Consider the following 22,815-nt stretch of genomic DNA (forward strand, 5'->3'; position numbering starts at 1 on the left):
GGTGCTTTGGTTCCTTGAAGCTAGCGGATAATTATCTAAAAGCCTATTTAGAAGCAAAAGGTTCTAGCATCAAAAATGCTTAGCAACAGACTTCACTTTACTTAAGCTTTGTTTAACAACTATGTTAGCTGATGAAGCTTATATCAATTATGCGACTATTACTAGGGCTGATAAAAGCCCATAGGCACCCTACTTTTCGCCAAAGGGGCTTTTAAGCAACTCTAAAAAATTTTAAAAGATAAATTTTCTTATACTTAAGGCTTTAAAAAATATTGTGGAATTTTACTGTTCATATTGCCATCATCAATTTTCTCTTGAAAATCATGCAGAGAAAGGGCGGCCAAAATTTTGCCCTTACTGCTCAACGCCTCTTCATAAAAAGTCTCAAGCTAAATCTCTACCTCCTAACGAACTGCCTCACGAGGAAGCTGCTCCAATGGTAGCAGAAGCAGCCACTTCTTTTGTTTCTAACCAGCTGCCTGAAGAAAAGCAAGTTCAATTTTCTCTCGGTAATTACAAAATTCTTGAAAGCATTGGTAAAGGAGGGATGGGAGAAGTTTTTTTAGCCTATGATACCTCCTGTGGACGCCGCCTAGCCCTTAAACGCATTCGTGAAGATCTACTTCAACATCCTCAAGTTCATCATCGCTTTTTAAAAGAAGCCCACATTACAAGCCAGCTGACTCATCCTGCTATTATTCCTATTTATTCTATTTATGCAGAAAAAAACCAGGCTTACTACACCATGCCTTTTGTGGAAGGAGAGACCTTAAAACAAGTTCTAAAGAATGCTAGGAAACAAGATAAGTTAGGTTTAAAATCAGGGCAAACTAGTTCGATACCCTCATTGATGCGCATTTTCCTTAGCCTCTGCCAAGCAGTGGCTTATGCTCACTCCAAAGGTATTTTACATAGAGACCTTAAACTTGAAAATGTCATTGTAGGAAAATATGGCGAAACCGTGATCCTTGATTGGGGGTTAGCTCATCTTTTAAGAGCAGAAAGTGCAGAAGAGGAAATTTATCAAGAGCCTTCCAAAGATCTTAAGCAGGGTTCTTTCTATCATATTACGCGTCTTGGAAAAGTTGTTGGAACGATTGCTTATATGGCACCCGAAAGGGCTTTAGGTCTGCCAGCCACTTTTCAGACAGATATCTACTCACTGGGAGTGATCCTATACCAGATGCTAACCTTAAGGCATCCTTTCAAAAGAGGTTCTTTAAAAGACTTTAGAAAAAATATGACTCAAGAAAAGCTATATGATCCCATGGAAGTAGCTCCTTATCGTGATGTACCACGCATCCTCTCTAGAATTGCTTTAAAGTGCCTAGCTGTAGCATTAGACCAACGTTATTCAACGGTTGATGATGTGATTCACGATCTAGAAACCTACCTCGAAGGCCGCTCAGAATGGTTTCAGATAACAGAATTACAAGTAAGCAATAAAAACGACTGGGAATTCCAAGAAAATGTTTTAATTGCTGAATATACTGCCATTACGCGTGGGACGGAAATTTCTGATTGGGTCAGCTTGATGATTTCTAAGGATTCTTTCGCAGAAAATACTAAAATTGAAGCCCAGGTTAAATTAGGAAAAAAATGCCACGGCATTGGCTTTCTTCTTAGTATCCCAGAAATTGCTGAGCGCACGCATCTAAATGATGGCTATTGTTTATGGTTAGGTTCTCAATCTCATCGTTCCACAAAGCTGCTGCGCTCGGCAGTAGAGGTGATGCATCATCCGGATATTTTTTTACAAGGAGAGGAGTGGTACCATATACGCATTGAAAAAATCGATCAAAATATTCACTTTTATTTAAATAACATTCATCAATTTTCATATATTAGTCATTTACCCTTAGCGGGCACTCACCTAGGACTACTATCGCGCGACGCTGATTATGAAATTTCTCCTCTTAGTATTTCAGTAGGAAGCCTTAATATCCGGGTGAATTGCCTGGCTGTTCCTGATGCCTTTCTTGCTCATAAAGATTATACTACAGCTTTAAGTGAATATCGACGTATCGGCTACTCCTTTCCGGGAACGGCTGAAGGTAGAGAAGCTATGTTTAGAGCTGGGATAACCCTTCTTGAGCAAGCTCGCAACAATCATAGCCCAGAAAAGAAACAGCAACTTTATGAAGACTCTTTAGAGGAATTCTGGAAACTGCATTCTACTCCTGGTGCCCCCCTAGAATATCTAGGTAAAGCTCTCGTTTATCAAGCATTAGATGATCCTGATGAAGAAATCAAATGTTTTGAGCTAGCGTATCGTCGCTACCCTCAACATCCTCTTCTTCCTGTGCTTGAAGAGCAAATCCTTTATCGCATGCTTGAAAGTTCCAGGCATAATCGTAAAGCTACCTATCAATTTATATTATTTGTTTTACGCTACCTTCCTTCTATCATCTCACAAAACAATGTTAGAAAGCTATTTCATAGCCTGCAAAGGCATTGGGAGCCCTTACATTTTATGTTAAATGAAATAGAGATGGCCAATTCTGAGAAATTGAAAAATTTTGACTTTGCTATCCATCTTGCCTTTTGGACAGCAAAGCCTTATGCCTTAAGTGAAATCCTCGATGATCTTATTAAGCTTGAGCCTATTCCCTTAACCTTATGCACTAACGCTATTTATGCGCTTATCGAGCTTGGCAGCTATGCCCTTGCCAAAGTTAAATTGAACGAGCTAAATAAAAAAACCCCTTCTTCTCAAGCGCTTTTACATGAAACAGAGCTTCTTACAATCGCTATAAAAGTTTACCAACAGCCTATCGAAAAATGTTTGGATCACCTAATTAAACTATTACCTAAGCGTTCTCTTGAAAGAAACGAGCTTCGAGCTTTAACCCATCTTATCAGGTTTGCCATTAAGAAGCACAACTACCCTTTTATTTTCGAAGCCGTAAAAAAAATGCACTCCTTTACCTTAGCTCCCGAAGCTTCAATTGGGCTTAATTGTGCCCTGATTTTCGCTCATCTGGCTGAAAAAAATTGGGAAAAAGCGGGTGAATTGCTGCAACAATATCCTTTTGAAATTATCAATCAGGAATGGCATCCTCTCCACCTATTCTACGGCATATGGCTATACATGACTAAAGGCAAGGAGAGAGCTTACCTACACTTTTCAGAAGTATTAGAGGTGCCTTTTCCTCGTTCGTGGACTCTATTTAGCCATATGATAGCTTTTAAAATCGATGAAAGTCCTGCCTGGTTAAATAAAGCTTTCACTTGGGAAAAGCGCCAGCTCTATTCACAGGCTTCCTTTTTTTTCCATTGTATTGGCGACGAAGAAAAACATGCTCATTACTCTCGCCTTGAAGCCCAGCAATATGTTTATGCTAAAATCTAAAGCGAGCCTCTTTTTCATCTGTCGCTAAAAAACTTTAGGCTAGCTGGGGGTACATCCTAATTTTTTAATAATACGTTTTGAAAAAAATTAAGTCTAGATACTAGATACCTAACCTTTAAAAATTACCTCTCTATTTAATGAGAGCCATTTTATAAAGTATGGGATTACATAAGAAGTAGCTTGAAAGCGTATAATCATTCTCAAAAGAAGATAGGGATAAATTAAGCTAAACGAGCTTACCGCAATGACAATCATCAATTTATAGTTCATGGATTCAATACTTATAAATAATTATAACATCACGCGCGCATAAAAATTCTAGAGAGCTTAATTGTTTAAGCGCTTTTCATTATCTTATCTACCTATCTTTCTACCTTTTTTGTAACATTCTATTTATACGCTTTTAGTCTATTCCTTACGCAATCACGTAATTTATAAAATCCCTTTTGTTAAGCAGAGGGACATCTTTCGGAGGATTGGGTATGCAGACGAAGTTTTTATAAAGCGTATTATTAAAAAATTCATTGTTTTCTAATTTTTTTGCGATAGCCCATTCTTAAGCCTCTAGTGCCCGAGTTGCTAAGCAAACCCTGTGAAAGAGATCTTTAATTTCTCCCATGATTTACAAAAAATAATTTTAAGAGTTTTAGCAATTGTTTTTTAATCACTTACATTGCCTAGTTGCTTAGATTAAAATAAAAACAAGCTGGCTTCCTTAAAAATCTTATAAAATGCATCTATTAAAAAATAGCGGCTTAGCTATAATCATGCTCTTTTATAAAATTGAGAGTTTATGATGAGCCCCTTACCTGTTGAGTCTACCGAACTACCTAAAGCTTATGAGGCCAAGCAGGTTGACACCAAGTGGTTTAGTTTTTGGGAAAGCAAAGGGTATTTTAACGCCAATCCAAATTCTCCCAAAAAGCCTTTTTGTATTGTTATCCCCCCCCCTAACGTGACGGGTCAGCTTCATATGGGGCATGCACTTACTAATACTTTACAAGATGTTCTTATTCGCTGGAAACGCATGTCTGGATTTGAAACTCTGTGGGTTCCAGGAACTGACCATGCAGGTATTTCTACTCAAACAGTAGTGGAACGCCATCTAATTAAAACTACTGGTAAAAAACGTAAAGATTTTTCCCGAGAAGAATTTTTACAACATGTGTGGAAATGGAAAGAAGAAAATGAAAGCCGTATAACCAACCAGTTAAAAAAGATGGGCTGTTCTTGTGATTGGACACGCCAACGCTTTACCCTCGATGAAGGAAATAACCGCGCCGTCAAAACGATGTTTAAAAAACTCTATGAGATGGGGTTGATCTATCGTGGAGATTATCTGGTGAATTGGGATCCTGTGACCCAAACCGCTCTGGCTGATGACGAGGTAGAATATGAAGAAAAGCAATCTTTTCTATGGTTTTTCCAGTATCCTTTAAGCGACGCTTCTGGTTTTGTAAGCTTTGCCACTACCCGCCCTGAGACTATGTTGGGAGATACAGCTCTTGCCGTATCCCCTAAAGATCCACGCTATGCACAATGGATAGGTAAAACTGTTTATCACCCTTTAACTAAACAGCATATTCCCCTCATTGCTGATCATCTTGTAGATCCTGACTTTGGAACGGGAGTGGTCAAAATTACACCTGCCCACGATCCTATCGACTATCAAATAGGTTTGTCACACCATCTTCCTTTTATTAATATCATGACACCCGATGGCAAAATTAACGAAAAAGGCGGAAAGTATGCAGGATTATCGATGGAAGAAGCGCGCCAAGCGGTAATAGAAGAGATGCAACAGCAAGGCCTTTTGAAACAGGTGGTTCCTCATCTTCACCGCGTAGGAGTCTCCTACCGTTCTAAAGCCATCATTCAGCCCTACATGTCTAAGCAATGGTTTATCAAGATGGAGGGCTTTGCTAAAAAATTACGTGCTGCTTTGACCGAAGAGCGCATTCATTTTATTCCTAAAAATTGGGAAAACACCTATCTCCATTGGATAGATAACTTACGTGATTGGTGCATTAGCCGACAGCTATGGTGGGGACACCGCATCCCGGTATGGTACCATCGTAAAAACCCTGAGAAGATTATCTGCTATGAAGGAGAAGGACTGCCTCCGGAGATTGCAAAAAATCCTGACGATTGGGTGCAGGAAGAAGATGTATTGGATACCTGGTTTTCATCAGGCCTTTGGCCCTTTGCAGCATTAGGATGGCCAGAACAGAACGCCGTACTTAAAAAGTTTTATCCTAATTCCGTGTTAATTACCGGTCATGATATTTTATTCTTTTGGGTAGCCCGTATGATTTTTATGGGTGAGCAGGCTATGGAGCAAGTTCCTTTTCCTGATATTTATCTACATGGCTTGATTTACGGCAAATCTTATTGGAGAAAGACAGCAGAAGGAGGAATCTCCTATCTTACCGATAAAGAACGCTTAGAATATGATCTAGGCAAGCCGACCCCTCCCGATGTCCAATCAAATTGGGAAAAAATGTCCAAAACTAAAGGCAACGTTATTGACCCTTTAGAAATTATCGATGAGTATGGCACGGATGCGATGCGCATGGCTTTATGTGCTAGTGCTAATCAAGCGCGAGAGATCGATTTAGATCGACGACGTTTTGAAGAATTTCGTAATTTTGCTAACAAAATTTGGAATGGAGCCCGCTTTATTTTTATGAATCTTCAGGGAGAGCATGCTTTAAGCCCCGAAGAATTTGCTCGAGGACTTAATGAAAATATTCTTGCTCTAGAAGATCGCTGGATTCTTTCTGTACTTAATCGCGTGGTCCATAAAGTTAATACTAAATTAGCTCATTATCAATTTGATCAAGCTGCCTTGGAAGCATACGATTTTTTCTGGAAAGAATTTTGTTCTTATTATCTGGAGATTGCCAAACCCATACTTTTTGGTAAACAAGGAACAAGCGAAGACCGAAAAAACAAACAAAAGCTGTTAGCTATTGTGCTTTGTCAGTCAATGCGTCTTATCCACCCTATGGCACCTTTTATCAGTGAAGAGCTCTTTCAGCAACTCAAGCGTTTGCTAGGGGCTAGCCCAAGGCATACCGACGTGGATCTTTATACGCAAGAAGCTATAGAGGCATTACAGAGCCCAGCCTGTATTGTGGCCCCTTATCCCCAAGTGACTCATAAGCTAGATTGCCATGCTGAAATCGATCATGCTTTTAATGTTATCGAAAATATCGTTTACCTCATTCGTAACTTGCGGGGTGAAATGAAGCTACCTCTTAATGCAGTTACCAATGTGCACATCGTGGGAAAAGAAGATAATAAGCTTCTTAGGTTAATAAAAGAAAATATAAGCATTATTAAAGCACTGATAAAAATTAATGAATTTCAACTCCACCATGTGGAAAAAGAATTTGGACTTTCTTCCTCTACCTTTTATCAAAGTCTTAAGATCATTATTCCTATACCCGAAGAGCTCATGAAGCAGGAAAAAGCTCGCCTATTGAAAGAAAAAGAGCGCTTAAACTCTGTCATTGATAAAATTAATATACAATTAGCTAATCATGATTTTGTAGCCAAAGCTCCTGCCGCCTTGATACAAAAACATACAGAACAGTTGGTACAAGCCAAGAAAAGCTTAGAGGAAGTTACCGCAAAATTAAGCCAATTGGCATAAATGCAAGAAAACTTAAGATTCACGTCTTTCGAAAATAGTTTAAGAAGTTTTATCTACCTGGTAGGTAGATAAAATTTTTGAACTGACTTAAATAAATAAGTAGATCCCCCCTTTTAGTATAAATAAATTTTACTTACTTTAAGTTTTTTTCCCCTAACTTTTTTCCCTTATCAAAAGCCCTGGAAAACATCTATAAATGCTGAAAAATGATAAATAGAGGGATAGCAGGAGAAGAAAAAAGATCTTACTACACATTCTCTAGCATTTATTCGGTTACACATCATACGCTTTTGAGCAGCTCTTTATGTAATCATATACTTAATAAAAAGCTAGTTTTTAGGGATAGAATCGGTCTGGAAAAACGCTAATTTCTTTTTGGGTTATACAGACGTAGTTTCTTTAAAAGGTGTAACTTCGTAAGCGGTCACGGGGTATACCCAGCTTTAGGTGCGATTCTGCGGGCATCTGCAATGTCAAGAATGCTCTCAGGCAACTGTTTTTCTATTTATTGCCCTTTTTGATTTATAGTAAGCCCTTAGGCATTGACGCCTTAAGTAATGATCCCTCCCGTGGCCGCTTACGTAACTTCCTTTAATCGCTTAGAATCCACGATACTTAGTCTTTTTCATTAAGCAAAGCATAATAGCTATACTTCAATTAAAATATCTCAAGCTAGCAACTCTTTAACTTATTCAAAATAAAAATTTAAATAAAACATAGTTTAATTTTAAATCAATGTTTAATTAAATTAAAGCTATTAAATAAACCATATATAATATATAATTTGTAATTAAGAAATTTTCTATTTAGGATAATGATGAGTAACGATTACAATAGCTTACTAAATTTTTGGAAAAAATCAGCGACGCAACCTGAAGAAAATCACAATCTAAGTTCAAGCCAAAAGCATAATTTAGAACAGGCAAAGATAAGTGAACAAGCCAAGGAAAGTTTGGCAAATAGCACCTTGCCTTTAAGCACTCTTGAAGAAAGACAGAGAGCGAATAGCACACGAGCTACTCAGCTTTCCATTAAAACTCACAATCCTGAAGACAAGCTTTTTTCATCAGAAATTTTACCTACACATGATAAAGGCACGCATTTTGAAAGACCTAGACAAGTTGAAAAATTAAAAAAGTTATTTGAGAAAGTGCAAGAAGGGCAGCCTATTCATACTACTATTTCTACTCCTGAAAGCATTACTGTTTTCCCTCCTTTTTCTGAAAAATCTCTTCCATTAACTCCTGTAAAGATAGAGGAAAGAAAAAAAGTAAAAGGTAAAGAAAAAGAAGAAAAGGAAAGTATTAATGACGCAGAAACATTCCTCGCTTCCTCGAAAGAAAAAAATTACCTTCTCTATGTTTCTGCCAACAATCTTTTAACAATAGAAAATTTCGAAGAATTAGGCAAGCTCTCTAAAGATGAAGTGATTAAAGAAATGATCCATCAAGCAAAGCATTTAGCTAGCCTTCCCACATCTATAGATGAGTCTTATATTATCACTACCTCTCAGCTGCTTTATCATCAAGCTGCCAGAAGTAACCTGCTTGCTGGTAATGTTGAAATGGGCTTTGAACTATTAGCCGAAGCTGCCCAGCAAGCGATTCCTTTCTCGCCAGAGAATTTATCCGAAATTGAAAAGATAATAAAAATGTCCGTGGATACATTAAATGGCATCGTATTAAACGATGTAGGCACCTGGGCGATCAAGGATCAAGCCATTCGCTCCTTTATTAAAACTTATGATAACGAAAAAAAATTTTGCTGGGAAATTAAACTGAACGGTCAAGCCTGCGAACACCTACAACAATGGTTGGAAGTTATCATTCAACAAGAAAACCTATGGAAAAAAAGTTTAACTTCTTTAATCGATCTTTCTCCACAACTTGAGGAAAGAGGATACCGCTATGAAAAACAAATCAATGGAAAGTTTGTGCCCACTGAAGCATATGAGCTGCCGGAAGCTCCAACCATTATCATTGATTTTAAAAACTTAGGGCAAATTATCATCCCTCATTCTCATAAGATCAAAACCTTAGCAGATCAAATAGAAGTCATTGTAGAGGTCAATATTGATCTAAAAGGTGATACTCTGCCTCAAGAAGTAGTTAATAAAGTCCACATGCTTTTAAGTATAGTAGGCTGTCCTCCCGCTTTAGTTCCTAGTCGCAACATAGATAAGGAAAGGCTAGTTTTTAATCAGCTTTTTAATGCATTTTTCCCAGATGATGCTAAGATATTAAATAAGCAGCCAGGATACTTTAATTTATCTTTAGACGCCTTAAAAACCGTGATTATCAAGCAAAAGCCTGAGATGAACCCCTATATAAAGGAATACATAGATAATAAAAAATACTGTTGGGTGGAAACCCTCCCTGGTAAAAAAGTACTTTCTTTTAATATGTCTGATAAAATGCGCCAAGAAGGGGCCCTAGGCCTTATGCTAGGATTAACAGGTCCGCACCCTGAAAGAACCTTATCTCTTATCCTTAAAGTAGGTTTGCTTTCTAGCCAATTAAGATATAGCGCTGGAAATTTCATTCAAGGATCAAGTGTGCCGCAAGACTACCAATCAGGAGGAGCAGAATCTGTCTTTACTCGACTAGTGACCAAAAAGATGTTGAATTATAAGGTAGAAGAGTTTGCTAAAGCTGGACATATTCAACTGTTAATAGATTTAAAAGCTGTAAATCCTGCCAATTCTTACGGTCATCGGCATGATGCCTTCGGCTCACGCACTGCTAGACGAGTCAGCTTAAAAGATTTAACTTTTAATATGGAGTCCTCTAGTCTCGATGATCATCCTGGAAGAAGTAATGAAGTGATGATTAGGGATTACATAGCTCCCCATTTCATAAAAAAAATTGTTGTGCAAACTGAAGAAGCTAAAGAAAACATTATTAGCAGACTTATTCACGATAATATTGTTGAAAAAAAAGAAAATGAATGGCACATTAAAGGATTAATCGAGCAACCTAACAGAAATATAAATGACTTTATTATCATAAATGATAGCTTTAATATGGAGATGTGGAAATGAGTGTACCAACTTACTCAGCTGTTTATTATGTTTTGGAAAGCGAACAAGGTGGCATCAACCCCTTGGCAATACGCCCACAAATAAAGAATCAAGGAAAAGTAATTGAGTGGGAAGACACAGGCCATGGATTTTGGAGCAAACTTAAGACAAGCCCTAGTACTAAAGACGAAATGATTTCTTATTGTCCTACAGAAATCATCGTTCCTATTTCAGATACCCATCAGCTTAAGCTAGTCTACCTTACTAAAGAAATTTTTGATAAACATATTTCTAAAAATGCAGCTATGCAACCCAAATTTGGGACCACGCAAGAGCTGCAAAATTATTACTTAAATACCAATTTTTATGGCTATTAAATTTTCAAATAACTAGCATATTTATTAAGCCAGCAGATAGAAATTATCGCTACCTTTACAGGGCTGCTCGGGCCCTTATTTGAATTGACTAATCTTAATGATTAGACAGCTTAATTTTCGCTACCTTGGCGGATAATGGCTGAGGCTATAAGTAAGGAATCGAGCTTATTAATAACCAATCTCTCTTGCTTAGTCCGGTTCATCTTCTCCTACTTGAATAATTTCATGCCACAAATGATGCCGCCATTCTTCTACAATCCTACCATTAGCTATTAAGTCAACTTTATAAGTTAAAATTCCTTTAGTTTTAAAGTAGCGCTCATTAGCCAATACATAGAGATATGAGCCATGTGATTTTTTTAAAGGAAGAGTTAATTTCACCTGCTCTTTATTACGCAGTTGGATATGGATATCCAAATGCAAATTCTCACTCTTTAAATAGGTATAAGGAAAAGACCAAGAGATGAGTAGTTGCTGTTCTGCGGGCGGATTGGCAAGCATAGGATCGGGCGTTCCTACATGATAGCTTGCTAAAGACTCTTTTGTAAAATAGGAAGATTGGACGGATAGATAAGCGTTCTTGGAGCATCCACCCAAAATATACAAAAATAATACGAAACAAATGATTCTCACATTACCTGCTTTTTTGGAAACTACAGCCTGCAGAATACAAGGTCTGAGTAGAGTTGTTCTCAATAGGAAGCGCATCGCGCATTTTATTATAAGCCTCACGAATAAGTGCAGCGGTCGCCTCCCAGCTTATACAGGGATCTGTAAGAGAAACAGCATAACGTAGAAGCTGGGGGTTCTCCAGCATGGGCTGATTACCTGCATGTAGATGGCTTTCTAACATTAGACCACGGATGGAAGCATTGCCCTCGGTAATTTGATCAATGACTGAATGAAACACCTGGCGCTGTTGCTCATGCAGACGCTTAGAATTACCATGTGAGCAATCGATAAGAAAACTCAAAGGTAAACTAAATTTTGCCAAAGATTTTATAACTTGCGCAAGAGAGGCATGGTCAAAATTGGTACCCGAATCACTTCCTCTTAAAACTATATGCCCTTTAGAGTTACCTTGCGTATGCACAACAGAGATTTGGCCATCCTGATTTATTCCCATATAAGAGTGGGGTTGGGCAGCAGAAATAACGCCATGAATAGCAATTTCCACATTTCCTTCTACACTATTTTTAAAAGCTACTGGCATAGGCAAGCCAGAAGCCATTTGGCGATGTATCTGAGAAGCTGAAGTGCGCGCTCCAATGCATCCCCATGCAATTAGATCATCAAGATAAGCACAAGAATGAGGCTCAAGAAATTCTGCAGCCGTGGGAATTTTTAAACGGGTAAGATCTATTAAAAGTTGCCTTGTTAATTTAAGGCCCTGTTCGATATTATAGCTATTGTTAAGTTCAGGATCATGCAAAAAACCTTTCCAGCCTACGACGGTACGAGGTTTTTCAAAATAGGTGCGCATGACAAGTAAAAATTGATCGGCAACTTCATGCATTAAAGGTTTTAATTTAAGAGCATATTCTCGTATAGATTTCATATCATGAATAGAACAAGGTCCCACAATGATCAGATGCCTTTGATCTTTTCCTTCCAAAATATTAGAGATTTCTTTTCGTGCCTTTTCTATAAATAGGATAGCCTCAGCATCTAAAGGATATAAGGTTTTTAACTCCCTCGGTGACGGAAGTGGTTTATAATGAAGCATAAGCTAGTATTAAATTAAATATGAATTGAAAAGCTGAAGGTTAGCAAAAAGCAAGATTAAATACCAACTAGGATACGCAGCCTGATGGCAGACTTTTTCTTTTTACAAGCTATATAATGGTTTTTAAAAACATTTACTAATAAAAAAGGAATTATAAATTTTTATAATGAGCTAAACCCATCTCTTCTTAAAAATGCAAAAAATAAAATTACTCTTCGAAACGCTACGAAAAAAATATTCTTCTATTAAAGCCCTCAAGCCTTATCCCGAAATTCATTGGCTATCCATCGATAATAGCGGGTTGGAAAGCTTCCGCGCTAGCCATGCTGCAGGAAGGATAAACATAAAAGCTCAAGGTTATCTAGGAGCAATTTATGCTCTGCAGCAAATCCATACCGGAATACGCAGCGGCCATCTTGCCGATTTCTTAGGGCATATTAAACCTCGATTTAAAATCCGCCCTTTATGGATAGAAGATAGTATTAAAGCCCTTTTGGGCCAGCCTCATAAAATAGAAGAATTTGTTACAACCGTGCTGGAATTAGGATATAATACAATTGTTGTCGATCAATATAACGATGAAATAAATCTTACGAGCCTTTGCGCAGCTTTGCAAAGTTATGGACTAAAAGTTGTTTTAAAACTTTCGCATTTTCAAGCTCAGCAACAAGCTATTTGCTCACCTTTAACCCCCGCTTATAGCGATAAAGTTAAAAGCTACATTAACCAAATTTCCTCTCAAAATGCCCATTATGATTTTCTTTTTTGGGAAAGCCAATGGCAACATCCTGAATTTTTAGAAGCCCCAGGGATGGATTTTTATACTCTACCCGAACTGGTCTTAGAAGAAGCACGCCTAGTGGAAAATATTTTAGAAAAGTCTAAAACTTTAATTTTTTATGTGCCTGCAGATCAAGAAGAATCTGCTCAGCAAAGCGCTAGCTGGATGTCTCGCCTAGCTAACGATTTGCGACAAAACACCGTGTTAGCTTACTCTGTTACGGCTGAAGATTGCTTACTTAATAATCAATCCCCGCATCCCTTTTGGAATCAACTCCGTCATCAAATTGAGAAATCTTTCTCCCCTTTAATGCCTGTCCTCAATGTAGGGCAAGTGCCTCAAAGTGAGGGCTTATGGCCTCTTTTAGTGCACGATTTAATTGATGAATACATGTTACGTTGCCAAAATGAGCATTTTTTAGGAGTCTTATGCGTAGCTAATCAACTTCCTGCTAAAAAAGGAATTCACCACTGTAACCTATGGACAGCTTCTCAAATGATGTGGAAGGCCCAGATACCTGCCTTTATGTGGGTAGAAACATGGTTTTCCGCTCATCGTCCTGATTGGAATTACAATTTTTATGCTCCTTTTTTTTACCAAATAGGCCTATTATCAAAACAGCTAAACCAACTGCGTTCTTTAGCTAAACAGCAAAGTGCCGGCCATCCATCTAGCCATGAATGCCGCTTATTTGTAGATTCACTTCTTGTCCAGATCGATACCCTTATCAGTAGAATTGATAAAGAAGAAAGAAAATGCTTACAAAAAAGCGAAAATATCGCCCTTGGAGAATACTTTAAATTTTTCGCCGAAGATGCTCGCTTCATTATTTTGCAGATTCTTCCTGACCTTAACCTATCGCTTCCTCATTTACTTAATGAGAAAGATAGGCAAAGCTCTTTAGAGCAGCGTTCAAAACGCCGCTTGATGCATGAGCAAAAGCAAGGAAAGGAATTTCTTTTTTAACTTCTTTGCCCGCTCTTCTGAAGGGGCTTTAAAAGCTAAAGAAATTAACTCATACAAAAGTATTTAATATAATTTTTAGTTTAATCGCCTAGCTGCTGTTAACCGCTTTAGACTTTAATAAAAAGCTTTTTTAAGATATCCTTTTTCTTCCTCAAACAAAGGACTTCCTGATGGAAAATGTGGATATTTTTCTGAGTAACTTTAAAAACGCTATCTGGAGTGCACCTCTTCTTATTTTTCTTATCGGCACCGGGGCTTACTTGACTATTATTTTGAAAGGTGTGCAGTTTCGTTATCTCGGTTATGCAATCAAACAAGTATTTGCCCGCACACGCCAAAATTCTAAAGGAGATATTAGCCCTTTTGAAGCTTTAATGACCTCTTTAGCTGGCGCTATTGGAACAGGAGCAATTGTGGGAGTAGCTACAGGTTTAGCTGTCGGCGGCTTAGGCTCAATCTTTTGGATGTGGGTCACAGCGTTTGTAGGAATGGCTACTAAATATGCAGAATCTATATTAGCCGTGAAATATCGGATAATAGATGATCGTGGTGAGATGATGGGTGGCCCCATGCAGTATATAGAGAAAGGTTTGGGTTGGAAATGGATGGCTCTACTGTTTGCTCTTTTAGGAGCTTTAGCAGCTATCACTACTGGCAATCTAGTGCAAGTCAATGCTATTACCGAAGCTATTCAGCATCTTAAAGCGGTGGATCCTTTTTGGACAGGAATTGTGCTAGCGGGCATTACAGGATTAGTCATTATTGGAGGGGTTAAAAGTATTGGACATGTGGCCGGAGTATTAGTCCCTATTATGGCTCTATTTTATATTATCGGCGGGCTTATCGTCATTACTTTTCATTTTGATAAAATACCTCATGCCTTTGGCCTTATCATTAAAACTGCTTTTACAGGACAAGGAGCCACTGGTGGATTTGTAGGAGCTACTCTTATGATGGCTATACAATCAGGAGTCTCGCGTAGCGTGTTCTCCAATGAAGCAGGTTTAGGGATTTCTTCTATAGCAGCGGCGGCGGCCAAAACGGATAGCCCCGGGCGTCAAGGCATGATTACGATGACGGGTGCTTTAATTTCTACAGTCATTGTTTGCACAGTAACGGGCCTTGTATTAGCAGTTACCCAAGTGCAAGGAGCTATAAACGATTCTGGAGAGGTTTTAAATGGGGCTGCGATGGCCTTTGCAGCTTTTGAATCCACCCTCCCTGGCGGCAGTTATATCGTTTCTATTGGCCTTATTTTATTTGCTTTTTCTACCGTGCTGGCTTGGGCCTACTATGGAGAAAAATGCTTTGAATACATTTTTGGCATTAATTCTGTAAATGTTTATCGCATTTTGTTCACTTTGATTATTATTCCCAGTGCTGTAACCAAGATGGAGGTCGCTTGGTATTTAGCAGATATTACGAATGGATTAATGGTCATCCCTAATCTAATTTCCTTGATAGGTCTATCGGCAGTGGTTGTGGCAGAAAATGAACATTTCTTAGCTTTAGTTCAAAAAGAAAGATTAGCTTTACAAAAAACCTTTGAATCAAAGCAATAACTAGGACCCCTTAGCGATGGCAACCCCAGATTTAGAATTAAGCTTTTTACTCCTGCACACTTTAGATAATATTTACAGCTGGATATGGGGCGCTCCCCTCTTAATCTTATTAATAGGAGTGGGGCTCTACCTTACCATAGCCTTAAAAGGCTTACAATTTCGTTACCTCCCCTATGGCTTAAAAATAGCTTTTGGCCGACAAAAAGATGTATCAGGTCAAGGTGACATTAGCCATTTTGAGTCTTTAATGACGGCGCTAGCAGCTACCATAGGAATAGGAAATATTGCGGGTGTAGCCACAGCTATTGCCATAGGCGGCTTAGGGGCACTTTTCTGGATGTGGGTCACCGCATTGATAGGTATGGCCATTAAATATGCGGAAGCCATTTTAGCTGTTAAATATCGCAAGATGGATGGGCGAGGCGAGATGTGTGGGGGGCCCATGTATTTCATTGAATATGGATTAGGATGGAAGTGGCTTTCGGTATTATTTGCAATCTTTGGAGCCATTGGAACCTTTGGAGGCGGTAATATGCTTCAAGCCAACTCTGTGGCAGATGTAATGAAAAATGTCTTTCACATCGAGCCATGGGTGACTGGCTTCATTGTAGCACTTTTAACAGGGGCTACCCTCTTGGGAGGAATCAAATCGATAGGTAAGGTTGCCGGTTTATTAGTTCCTTTTATGGCCATCATTTATATTGGCGGAGCAGGCGTGATACTGTGTAAATATTATGATCGCTTGCCTACTGCTTTATCACACATTTTTCAGTATGCCTTTTCGGGACAAGCCGCCTTTGGGGGATTTGCAGGTTCGACTATGTTAATGGCTATTCAGGTGGGTGTCAGCCGTGGCCTCATGACTAGCGAAGCAGGATTAGGAACAGCATCGATTGCTGCCGCAGCCGCCAAAACAGATTTACCAGGACGGCAAGCTTTAGTCTCCATGACAGGATGCTTTTTAGCCACCATTGTAATGTGCAGCGCTACGGCGTTGGTGTTAGGTGTCACCGAAGTCTTTGGTAGCTTAGATGCAGAGGGTAAGCTCCTCAACGGAGCTTCGATGACCGTTGCAGCTTTTAACCAAACATTTTCAGGGGGAGCCTATGTAGTGACTCTAGGCCTTGTGCTGTTTGCTTTTACCACTCTCCTAGGATGGGCTTATTATGGAGAAAAATGTGTGGAATATTTACTAGGCTCTAAATCCGTTCCTTTTTATAGGGCTATTTTTACCTTAGTAGTCATTCCTGGCGCCATCTTAGAGCTCGATGTCGTTTGGAAAATCTCTGATATATGCAATGGCTTAATGGCCTTTCCAAACTTAATTGGTCTCTGTGCCCTGTCAAAAGTAGTGATCGCTGAAAGCCGCTCATTTCTTAAAGTGCTTTCCCATGAACAAGAAGATAGGGCTTAAAACTTTTTTCTTAAGGTAAACTGCCTCTTTAGCAATGCAGCTATAATTCAAGTAGGATAATCGGGTTAGAAAGAAGAATAAGATTAAATTAAGAAAGCGCTTCTTAAAATCGTTCACTAATCATTTTATTTTGCTCTTTGATATATCAGTCATAAGTTTTTAAGCAGCTCTTTATTTAATCATCTGCTTTAAAAAAACTATAGCCTTAATTTAAAAGGGTTAGCTGGGAAAGATTTAAATGTCTTATTGAAATTATAGACTTAAATTTCACTAAAACTTCTTATCAAATCAAATTGAAAATTTCCGACTTAAAAGTTATTCATCGTGTCCTACTTCGCTTTTTAGCTGCATCATAGAATCTAAAACGTTGGTTGCCAGCTACCTATTAACCCACTTTTTATAACAATCTTCTTTGAGGAACTATAAATCATTCTATTATCAAATAAACACGCTGCTTAGTTTTTTTTCAGAGGGAAAACTAATAAAAAACTAACATTAGTAAAAGTAATGCTTGTATTATTTACGATAAAACAATAAGATTCCTGATTTATATAATAAATTATACTAAGAGAAAATTAGGCGAGCTTTAATCTTATAACGCTTATTAGGGGATCAACGAAGATATGCCAAAAAAAATGCGCAGAGCAAGCGATTTATCCCATGAAGCAAAATGGGGTAAGCTAACCCCTGAAGAAATTGCCTATGTGGAACACAAACTTCAAGATAAGAAGGCTGATGAAGATGAGGATTTAGATACATGGATATTTATTGTAGGCAGATTAGGATTAATTCGTCACCGCCCTTTATTGGAAAAATTTCTTTATCATCAAACGGAACCATGGGTATGCATGCAAGCTTTAAAAGCCCTTTGCACTTACTGGGAGTACACTAAAGATTATTTGAAAGAACTTAAAATGTTTATTAGAGGTGTAGAGTGGGATCCTCATGATGACATACGCTTATGGGCGTTAAGCATTGCCGGAGATTTTCTTAAAGAAAATTATGATCCAGAGCTTTTACAGCTTGTGTTAGATGTTTTTGAAAACCTTGGAAAACTGGATAGTTTTCATGAACATAGTACTTATGCTCGCGAATTTATACGAAGCTGCGCCTTTAATGCTTTAGCTATTGCTTCGGGAGAAAAGTATCAGAACCTTCCTGATACTGATGATATAGAAAATTGCCTCCTCAACAGTCAAATGGAGCTTCTAGACTTAAGTGTGCTAGAAAAAGCTCGCCAAAGGCTCAAGCAAAAATTTTAACTACCTTTCTAATAAAGGAAGAATAAAAAATGGTTAACTCGCCTTCACAATTTACTTTACATCTTCCTTTAAATCTCTCTACCCGGGAAGGATTTACAAATAAACGTATTCAACCTATCAACTACGATAAGGTGCATTTTCTAAAACAAAAATTAATTCCTCTTATGCTTCCCTTTTACGATATTGAGGGCAGCATCATTCAGCTTTGGAAAATGGATGATAAACTGGTAGGGGCTGTGTTAGATAGAGAAGGCCACTTGGTGATTGTACCTGAAAAAAACATCATTAATTCTTTAAATCCTCAAGAGCCACCGGCTAAGCTTATTACTCGTTTAACAAGCTGTAGCTTGCGTAAGTGGGATGTGGTGTATGATATTAACATATTATGCCTCTCTATCTGGCCCCATCTTGAAGCTGCAGGTAGGCATAATTACATTCTAGAAGGAAAAGTAGCTCAAAGCCAGTATGATAAAAAGCCTTGCCAGGAAGTGATTAAAGATTTGAATGAACGCTTAATGCGTCTGACTGAAAAGGGAGCCTTGAATCGTTATCACTATACAGCTTATCGAAAAGAAGCACAAGGCATAGTACTATTAAACAGAGAAGGAAAACCTCTCCTAAACCCGAAAAACGGTAAGCCTTATGACCATATAAAAGATGTAAGTGATCAGCAGAACGGGGCAAAAAAAATTATAAGAGACATTAAATTACGATTGCGTTTTGATGACCTTACAGCCGATGAGAGAAAAGAGCTCGAGAGTATCTTAGCTAAAACAAGTAAAATTTTAGATGATTCTCGCAAATTTACCACTAAAGCAGCTACTCCAGCCCGTAAACAATTCTATCAAACCTTGCAACAAACGCGACTGACAAATTCTTATAACTCTACCCATCCCCATTCTCCTATCCCTGTTAAAGGTGGAGCAGAAGGAGAGATTGGCGGAGTAGCCTGCAGCATGGAATATATTAAAGGCTTATTCGATTCACCGGACGCTTTATTTGAAAACACTCACTTTTTCTGCACCCCCCAACTCCCTGAAGGAGAATTTCCTTTTTCAAATGAAGAGCTTCAGCAAATTTTGCGAGAGCTAGCTGTAGGGATTTATGTAGATAATGCTATACCTTTTTTCAGCTTGCATTTCAAACAGGGAACAGCTGATCTATTTCCCGTCATTCATCCAGCTTATGAAAATACTCTCGTAGGTCGTGTAATCAGCATGCTAGATTATATGATGAAGGGTTACCTAAATGGGGGCATTTATTCCGAAGAGTTCGTAGATGAATGGTATAAAAATCCAGACTGGGATAAAAAGTCGGCCTCTGCTTTAGAAAAGCTAATAAGCTTTGAAGAATACTGCAAAGCTTATTTAAATGATGGAGATAAAAATTATTTTGCAGTTAATGGCTTAACTCATTTAATTAAAAGTAAAAGATTATGGGATAAAATCCATGATGCTCTTTTTGTAGATGAGCCCTACGAAAAAATTTTTGAAAGCCAGGAGGGATTCAAAAATTCATTTAGAATTATTGCCAAACAAAATAGTTATCGTAAAGAAAAAAACTTATTCTTAATTGATACAGATTTTGAGGTTCACTATACCATAGAGCCTTCTCCAGCCTATAATGAAGCGCTCGCAAAGCATGTGAGAAAATATGGATGTATGCCTGCAGCCTATACCGATTTGGAAAATGCTTATGAACTCATGTCAGAGAGAATTCACAATCATATGGTCAAGATGCCTCTTTGTCGCCATTATTTTTCTATGCTTGGGATCATCAACTTTTTTTCTAGTTATTTTTCCACATTAAAAAAATATGGCAAAGTTCCTATCTTACCATCATGTGAGCAATCTCTTGTGCACGGATGCCCTCCCTTATTTCCTTATCTTCCTATCTCTGTACACCATACAGAGAAGCTTGAAGTTAATAAGCGTGAAGTCATGCGTCAATTTTTGAAAAACCACGAAGAAAAACTAAAAAATTACTTTAAAAACCTTAGCGAGCTAATGCTACTTCATAGAGAAGAAGAAAATTTAGAAAAAAAGTTTTTTTTAGATCAAAAAGTAGACCTCCTTGATCTCTTACAAGACATCGTCAAACAAAATGTTTTCCAACGTGCGAATTCATCGCTTCAAACTTTTTTAAATCAAAATGATCTATTCCAACCTACTTATAAACGAGTAGCTTCTCTTTATTTTGAGCAAACTTTGTCAGACTACGTTGAAATTTTAAAAAATTTAAAAAACAATTATTATTCGTGGAATCTTAGCGACTCACAAATTAGAAGCCGTTTATACCTCAAGCTTTTTGAGGCGATTTTTGATCTAAATAAAATTAGCAATAACTCTGTTACTCTTAATAAAGTTCAATATGATCAAATTCATATTTCACCCCAGGTTAGCAAAGAGATCAAAGAAAAGTCCAAAAGAGTGGTAGGAGGTTGCGGAATGGAGCTAGTCACCGAGCAGATACAAGGTTCTCCCCTGGCCAATACCATTGTCCACGATAACTGGAGCAAATTACATGAATTAATTCCCGAGACATGGACTAAAATAAAAAGCGAAAATTTCCAAGGAGTTGCCTTTAGTTTAATGCATGAAGATGCTCCCCTAGAACGGATTGAAGATTACAGTTGGATGGAATCCTATCTTCTAGTTCCTAAAGGAAGCGACTGGAAAGCGGTAGAGCAAAGGCAAAAGCTTGAAAAAGCTATCCAGGCGGACCAAAAAGATGAATTTATGAAATTAATGGCAACAAAGCCGCCTTTGCATAAAATGGTCGATAGATATAAAAGAACACTTCTCCATATTGCTGCTTTAGCTAGAAATCCTTTTTATTTGGACACTTTATTGAGTCAAACTCTAGCCTGTGAGTTAAAAGATGTGCACGGCTATTTACCTATCCACTATGCTGCTATGGCAGGAAATGTAAAACACTTAGAGTTATTATTAAAAAAGAATGCAAATTTGCTCTCTGCAGCAAGCAATAATGGATCGACTGCTTTAATTATCGCTATTCAACATCGACAGCTAGAGTTCATACATCATTTATTAAAACGGAAATCTGTCTTAGCTACTCTCACTGGCGGATATACAGAATTGCATTGCGCCTTACATGAGGGAGACCTTCCAATTATTCACAGGCTATTGGAAAGTAAATCTATCGTCAATTCTTGCATAAACATTTGCTCTGCTGAAGGAGGAACTCCCCTGATGATGGCTTGCGAGCATAATTTAGTGGAAGTAGTAAGCATTTTACTTGAAAAAGGAGCTGATCCATCTATCAAGCGCCAAGATGGCGTTACAGCTATAGAAATTGCTATAAGAAATAATTGCCTTCCTATCCTTAAATTACTTTTTCAAGCCACCCAACCCTCTTCTCTTGCCATTGAAGCAGCCGCGCAAGAAGGATCCTCTGAAGTTATAGAGTTTGTAGCACTTAATACTCCTAAATTTAGCCAATATAAAAGCTGCTGTGGCGATACTCCCTTACATATTGCACTTCGTTATGGCAATCTTTCTGCAGCACAGCTCTTAATCAATTTTACAGAAGATTTAAATAGCGTTAATATAGAAAATGAAACACCTTTTAGCATAGCTGCTTCCCTAGGAGCTTGGTCTATTGTCAAACAACTTTTCAAAAAACATGCCTCCATCTACCCACGGCCCTTATTAACAAGTACCTATAACGCCTGCATCAAAAAAATATTTAATTCTATAGATATATCTTCTGAGGAGCTGGATAAGTATACATTAGTAGCCGCGCAGGCAGGAAGCTATGAGATTATTTCACTCATTCTTAAACCTATGGGAGCAAATTTAGAAGCCATCGAGGGACCTAACGGATGGAAGCTGTTACATTATCTTGCAAAGGCTGATGGTATCTTTCTTTTTAGAAGTTTGATTTATAAGGTAAAAGATAGAATGCAACCGTTAGAAAAAGAATATGGTAAAACACTTGCTTATATTGCTGCAGAAAATGGAAGTTTACGTGTATTGCATTTCCTTATTCAAATAGTAAAGAAAAACAATATTTCTTTAGAGAATCATTATGGAAAAAAACACCTTTTCTATGCAGCTATGAAATCAGGGCAGCAGGCTTGCATTGAACTGCTGTTGGAGAGCTTTACAACCATCGATTTAGTCAACATTCCTCTTGATGATCGTAATTGCTGCGCTTCTCATTTAGCTGCCCAAACAGGTTCACAGGCATTAGTACAGCTATTGGTAGAAAAAGGTGCCAACCTTTCAAAAATAGACGATAAGAACCATTCTCCCTTATTTTATGCTATTCGATCCAATAGCTTAGAATTGGTCACATTCCTACTCAAGCACAAAATCCTTATAAGTGGAGAGGATTTATGTGAAGCTGCACGAAAAGATGATGAAAGGATTTTTGATTTATTAATGCTTACCAAGCCTTCACAAGCTGTTTTAGACGATGCTTTATATGAGGCCATTCTTCACCATTCTAATAAGGCTTTTTTTCTCTTACGCAAGAATTTTGCCTCCTTCAACTATGCTAACCCCTATGGATGGACTCCTACAATGCTAGCTGCATTCCGAGGAAATAAGGAAATTCTTGAAGCCATCTTACATACAGGGCATTTTGATGAGAATTATTTGATAAACACCTTACCTAGTAATCCTCTCAGATAATTAGGTGCATAAGTAGCATTTCGCCTAGCATCGGTAATCC

At 38.1% G+C, this 22,815-nt stretch carries 11 protein-coding genes; 9 read left to right on the forward strand and 2 right to left on the reverse strand.

Annotation, left to right across the window (positions count from 1 at the left end; genetic code table 11):
• Positions 1-274 precede the first annotated feature (274 nt).
• From pknD to NEOC65_RS08755, 4 genes are all read left to right on the forward strand, one after another.
• Entirely contained in the window at positions 275-3,352 is a 3,078-nt protein-coding gene (pknD, locus tag NEOC65_RS08740; RefSeq protein WP_213156276.1) for a serine/threonine-protein kinase PknD, read from the forward strand.
• Between the two features lie 793 nt (positions 3,353-4,145).
• Positions 4,146-7,010, forward strand: a complete 2,865-nt coding sequence (locus tag NEOC65_RS08745; protein WP_249299140.1) for a valine--tRNA ligase — start codon at positions 4,146-4,148, stop codon at positions 7,008-7,010.
• A gap of 814 nt (positions 7,011-7,824) precedes the next feature.
• Positions 7,825-10,050 (forward strand): hypothetical protein, encoded by a 2,226-nt coding sequence (locus NEOC65_RS08750; protein WP_213156277.1) that lies wholly within the window; start codon positions 7,825-7,827, stop codon positions 10,048-10,050.
• A complete protein-coding gene (locus tag NEOC65_RS08755; protein WP_166156270.1) occupies positions 10,047-10,406 on the forward strand; it encodes a hypothetical protein in 360 nt (119 codons plus the stop codon). The genes NEOC65_RS08750 and NEOC65_RS08755 overlap by 4 nt, the downstream gene beginning before the upstream one ends.
• A 189-nt stretch (positions 10,407-10,595) precedes the next feature.
• Here the strand turns inward: NEOC65_RS08755 and NEOC65_RS08760 are convergent, their stop codons facing one another.
• Together NEOC65_RS08760 and NEOC65_RS08765 are read right to left on the reverse strand one after the other, a co-directional pair.
• Positions 10,596-11,039, reverse strand: a complete 444-nt coding sequence (locus NEOC65_RS08760) for a hypothetical protein (protein WP_166156267.1) — start codon at positions 11,037-11,039, stop codon at positions 10,596-10,598.
• Position 11,040: 1 nt separating this feature from the next.
• On the reverse strand, positions 11,041-12,132 hold the full coding sequence (locus NEOC65_RS08765; RefSeq protein ID WP_213156278.1) for a 3-deoxy-7-phosphoheptulonate synthase: 1,092 nt from the start codon (positions 12,130-12,132) through the stop codon (positions 11,041-11,043).
• Between the two features lie 193 nt (positions 12,133-12,325).
• Between NEOC65_RS08765 and NEOC65_RS08770 the strand changes: the two genes are divergently transcribed.
• The 5 genes from NEOC65_RS08770 to NEOC65_RS08790 all read left to right on the forward strand — a co-directional run bounded on the left by NEOC65_RS08770 (position 12,326) and on the right by NEOC65_RS08790 (position 22,775).
• Complete coding sequence (locus NEOC65_RS08770; RefSeq protein WP_166156260.1) at positions 12,326-13,879, forward strand: hypothetical protein; 1,554 nt, start codon at positions 12,326-12,328, stop codon at positions 13,877-13,879.
• A 170-nt stretch (positions 13,880-14,049) separates the two neighbouring features.
• Positions 14,050-15,441: an alanine/glycine:cation symporter family protein gene (locus tag NEOC65_RS08775; RefSeq protein WP_166156257.1), complete on the forward strand. Its 1,392-nt coding sequence runs from the start codon at positions 14,050-14,052 to the stop codon at positions 15,439-15,441.
• A gap of 16 nt (positions 15,442-15,457) precedes the next feature.
• Positions 15,458-16,855 (forward strand): alanine/glycine:cation symporter family protein, encoded by a 1,398-nt coding sequence (locus NEOC65_RS08780; RefSeq protein ID WP_166156254.1) that lies wholly within the window; start codon positions 15,458-15,460, stop codon positions 16,853-16,855.
• A gap of 623 nt (positions 16,856-17,478) precedes the next feature.
• Positions 17,479-18,117, forward strand: a complete 639-nt coding sequence (locus NEOC65_RS08785) for a hypothetical protein (protein ID WP_166156251.1) — start codon at positions 17,479-17,481, stop codon at positions 18,115-18,117.
• A 29-nt stretch (positions 18,118-18,146) separates the two neighbouring features.
• A complete protein-coding gene (locus NEOC65_RS08790) occupies positions 18,147-22,775 on the forward strand; it encodes an ankyrin repeat domain-containing protein (protein ID WP_213156279.1) in 4,629 nt (1,542 codons plus the stop codon).
• The last annotated feature ends 40 nt before the right edge of the window (positions 22,776-22,815 follow it).

It is taken from the genome of Neochlamydia sp. AcF65 (assembly GCF_018342435.1).
In the GTDB taxonomy this organism is placed as follows: Bacteria; Chlamydiota; Chlamydiia; order Chlamydiales; family Parachlamydiaceae; genus Neochlamydia.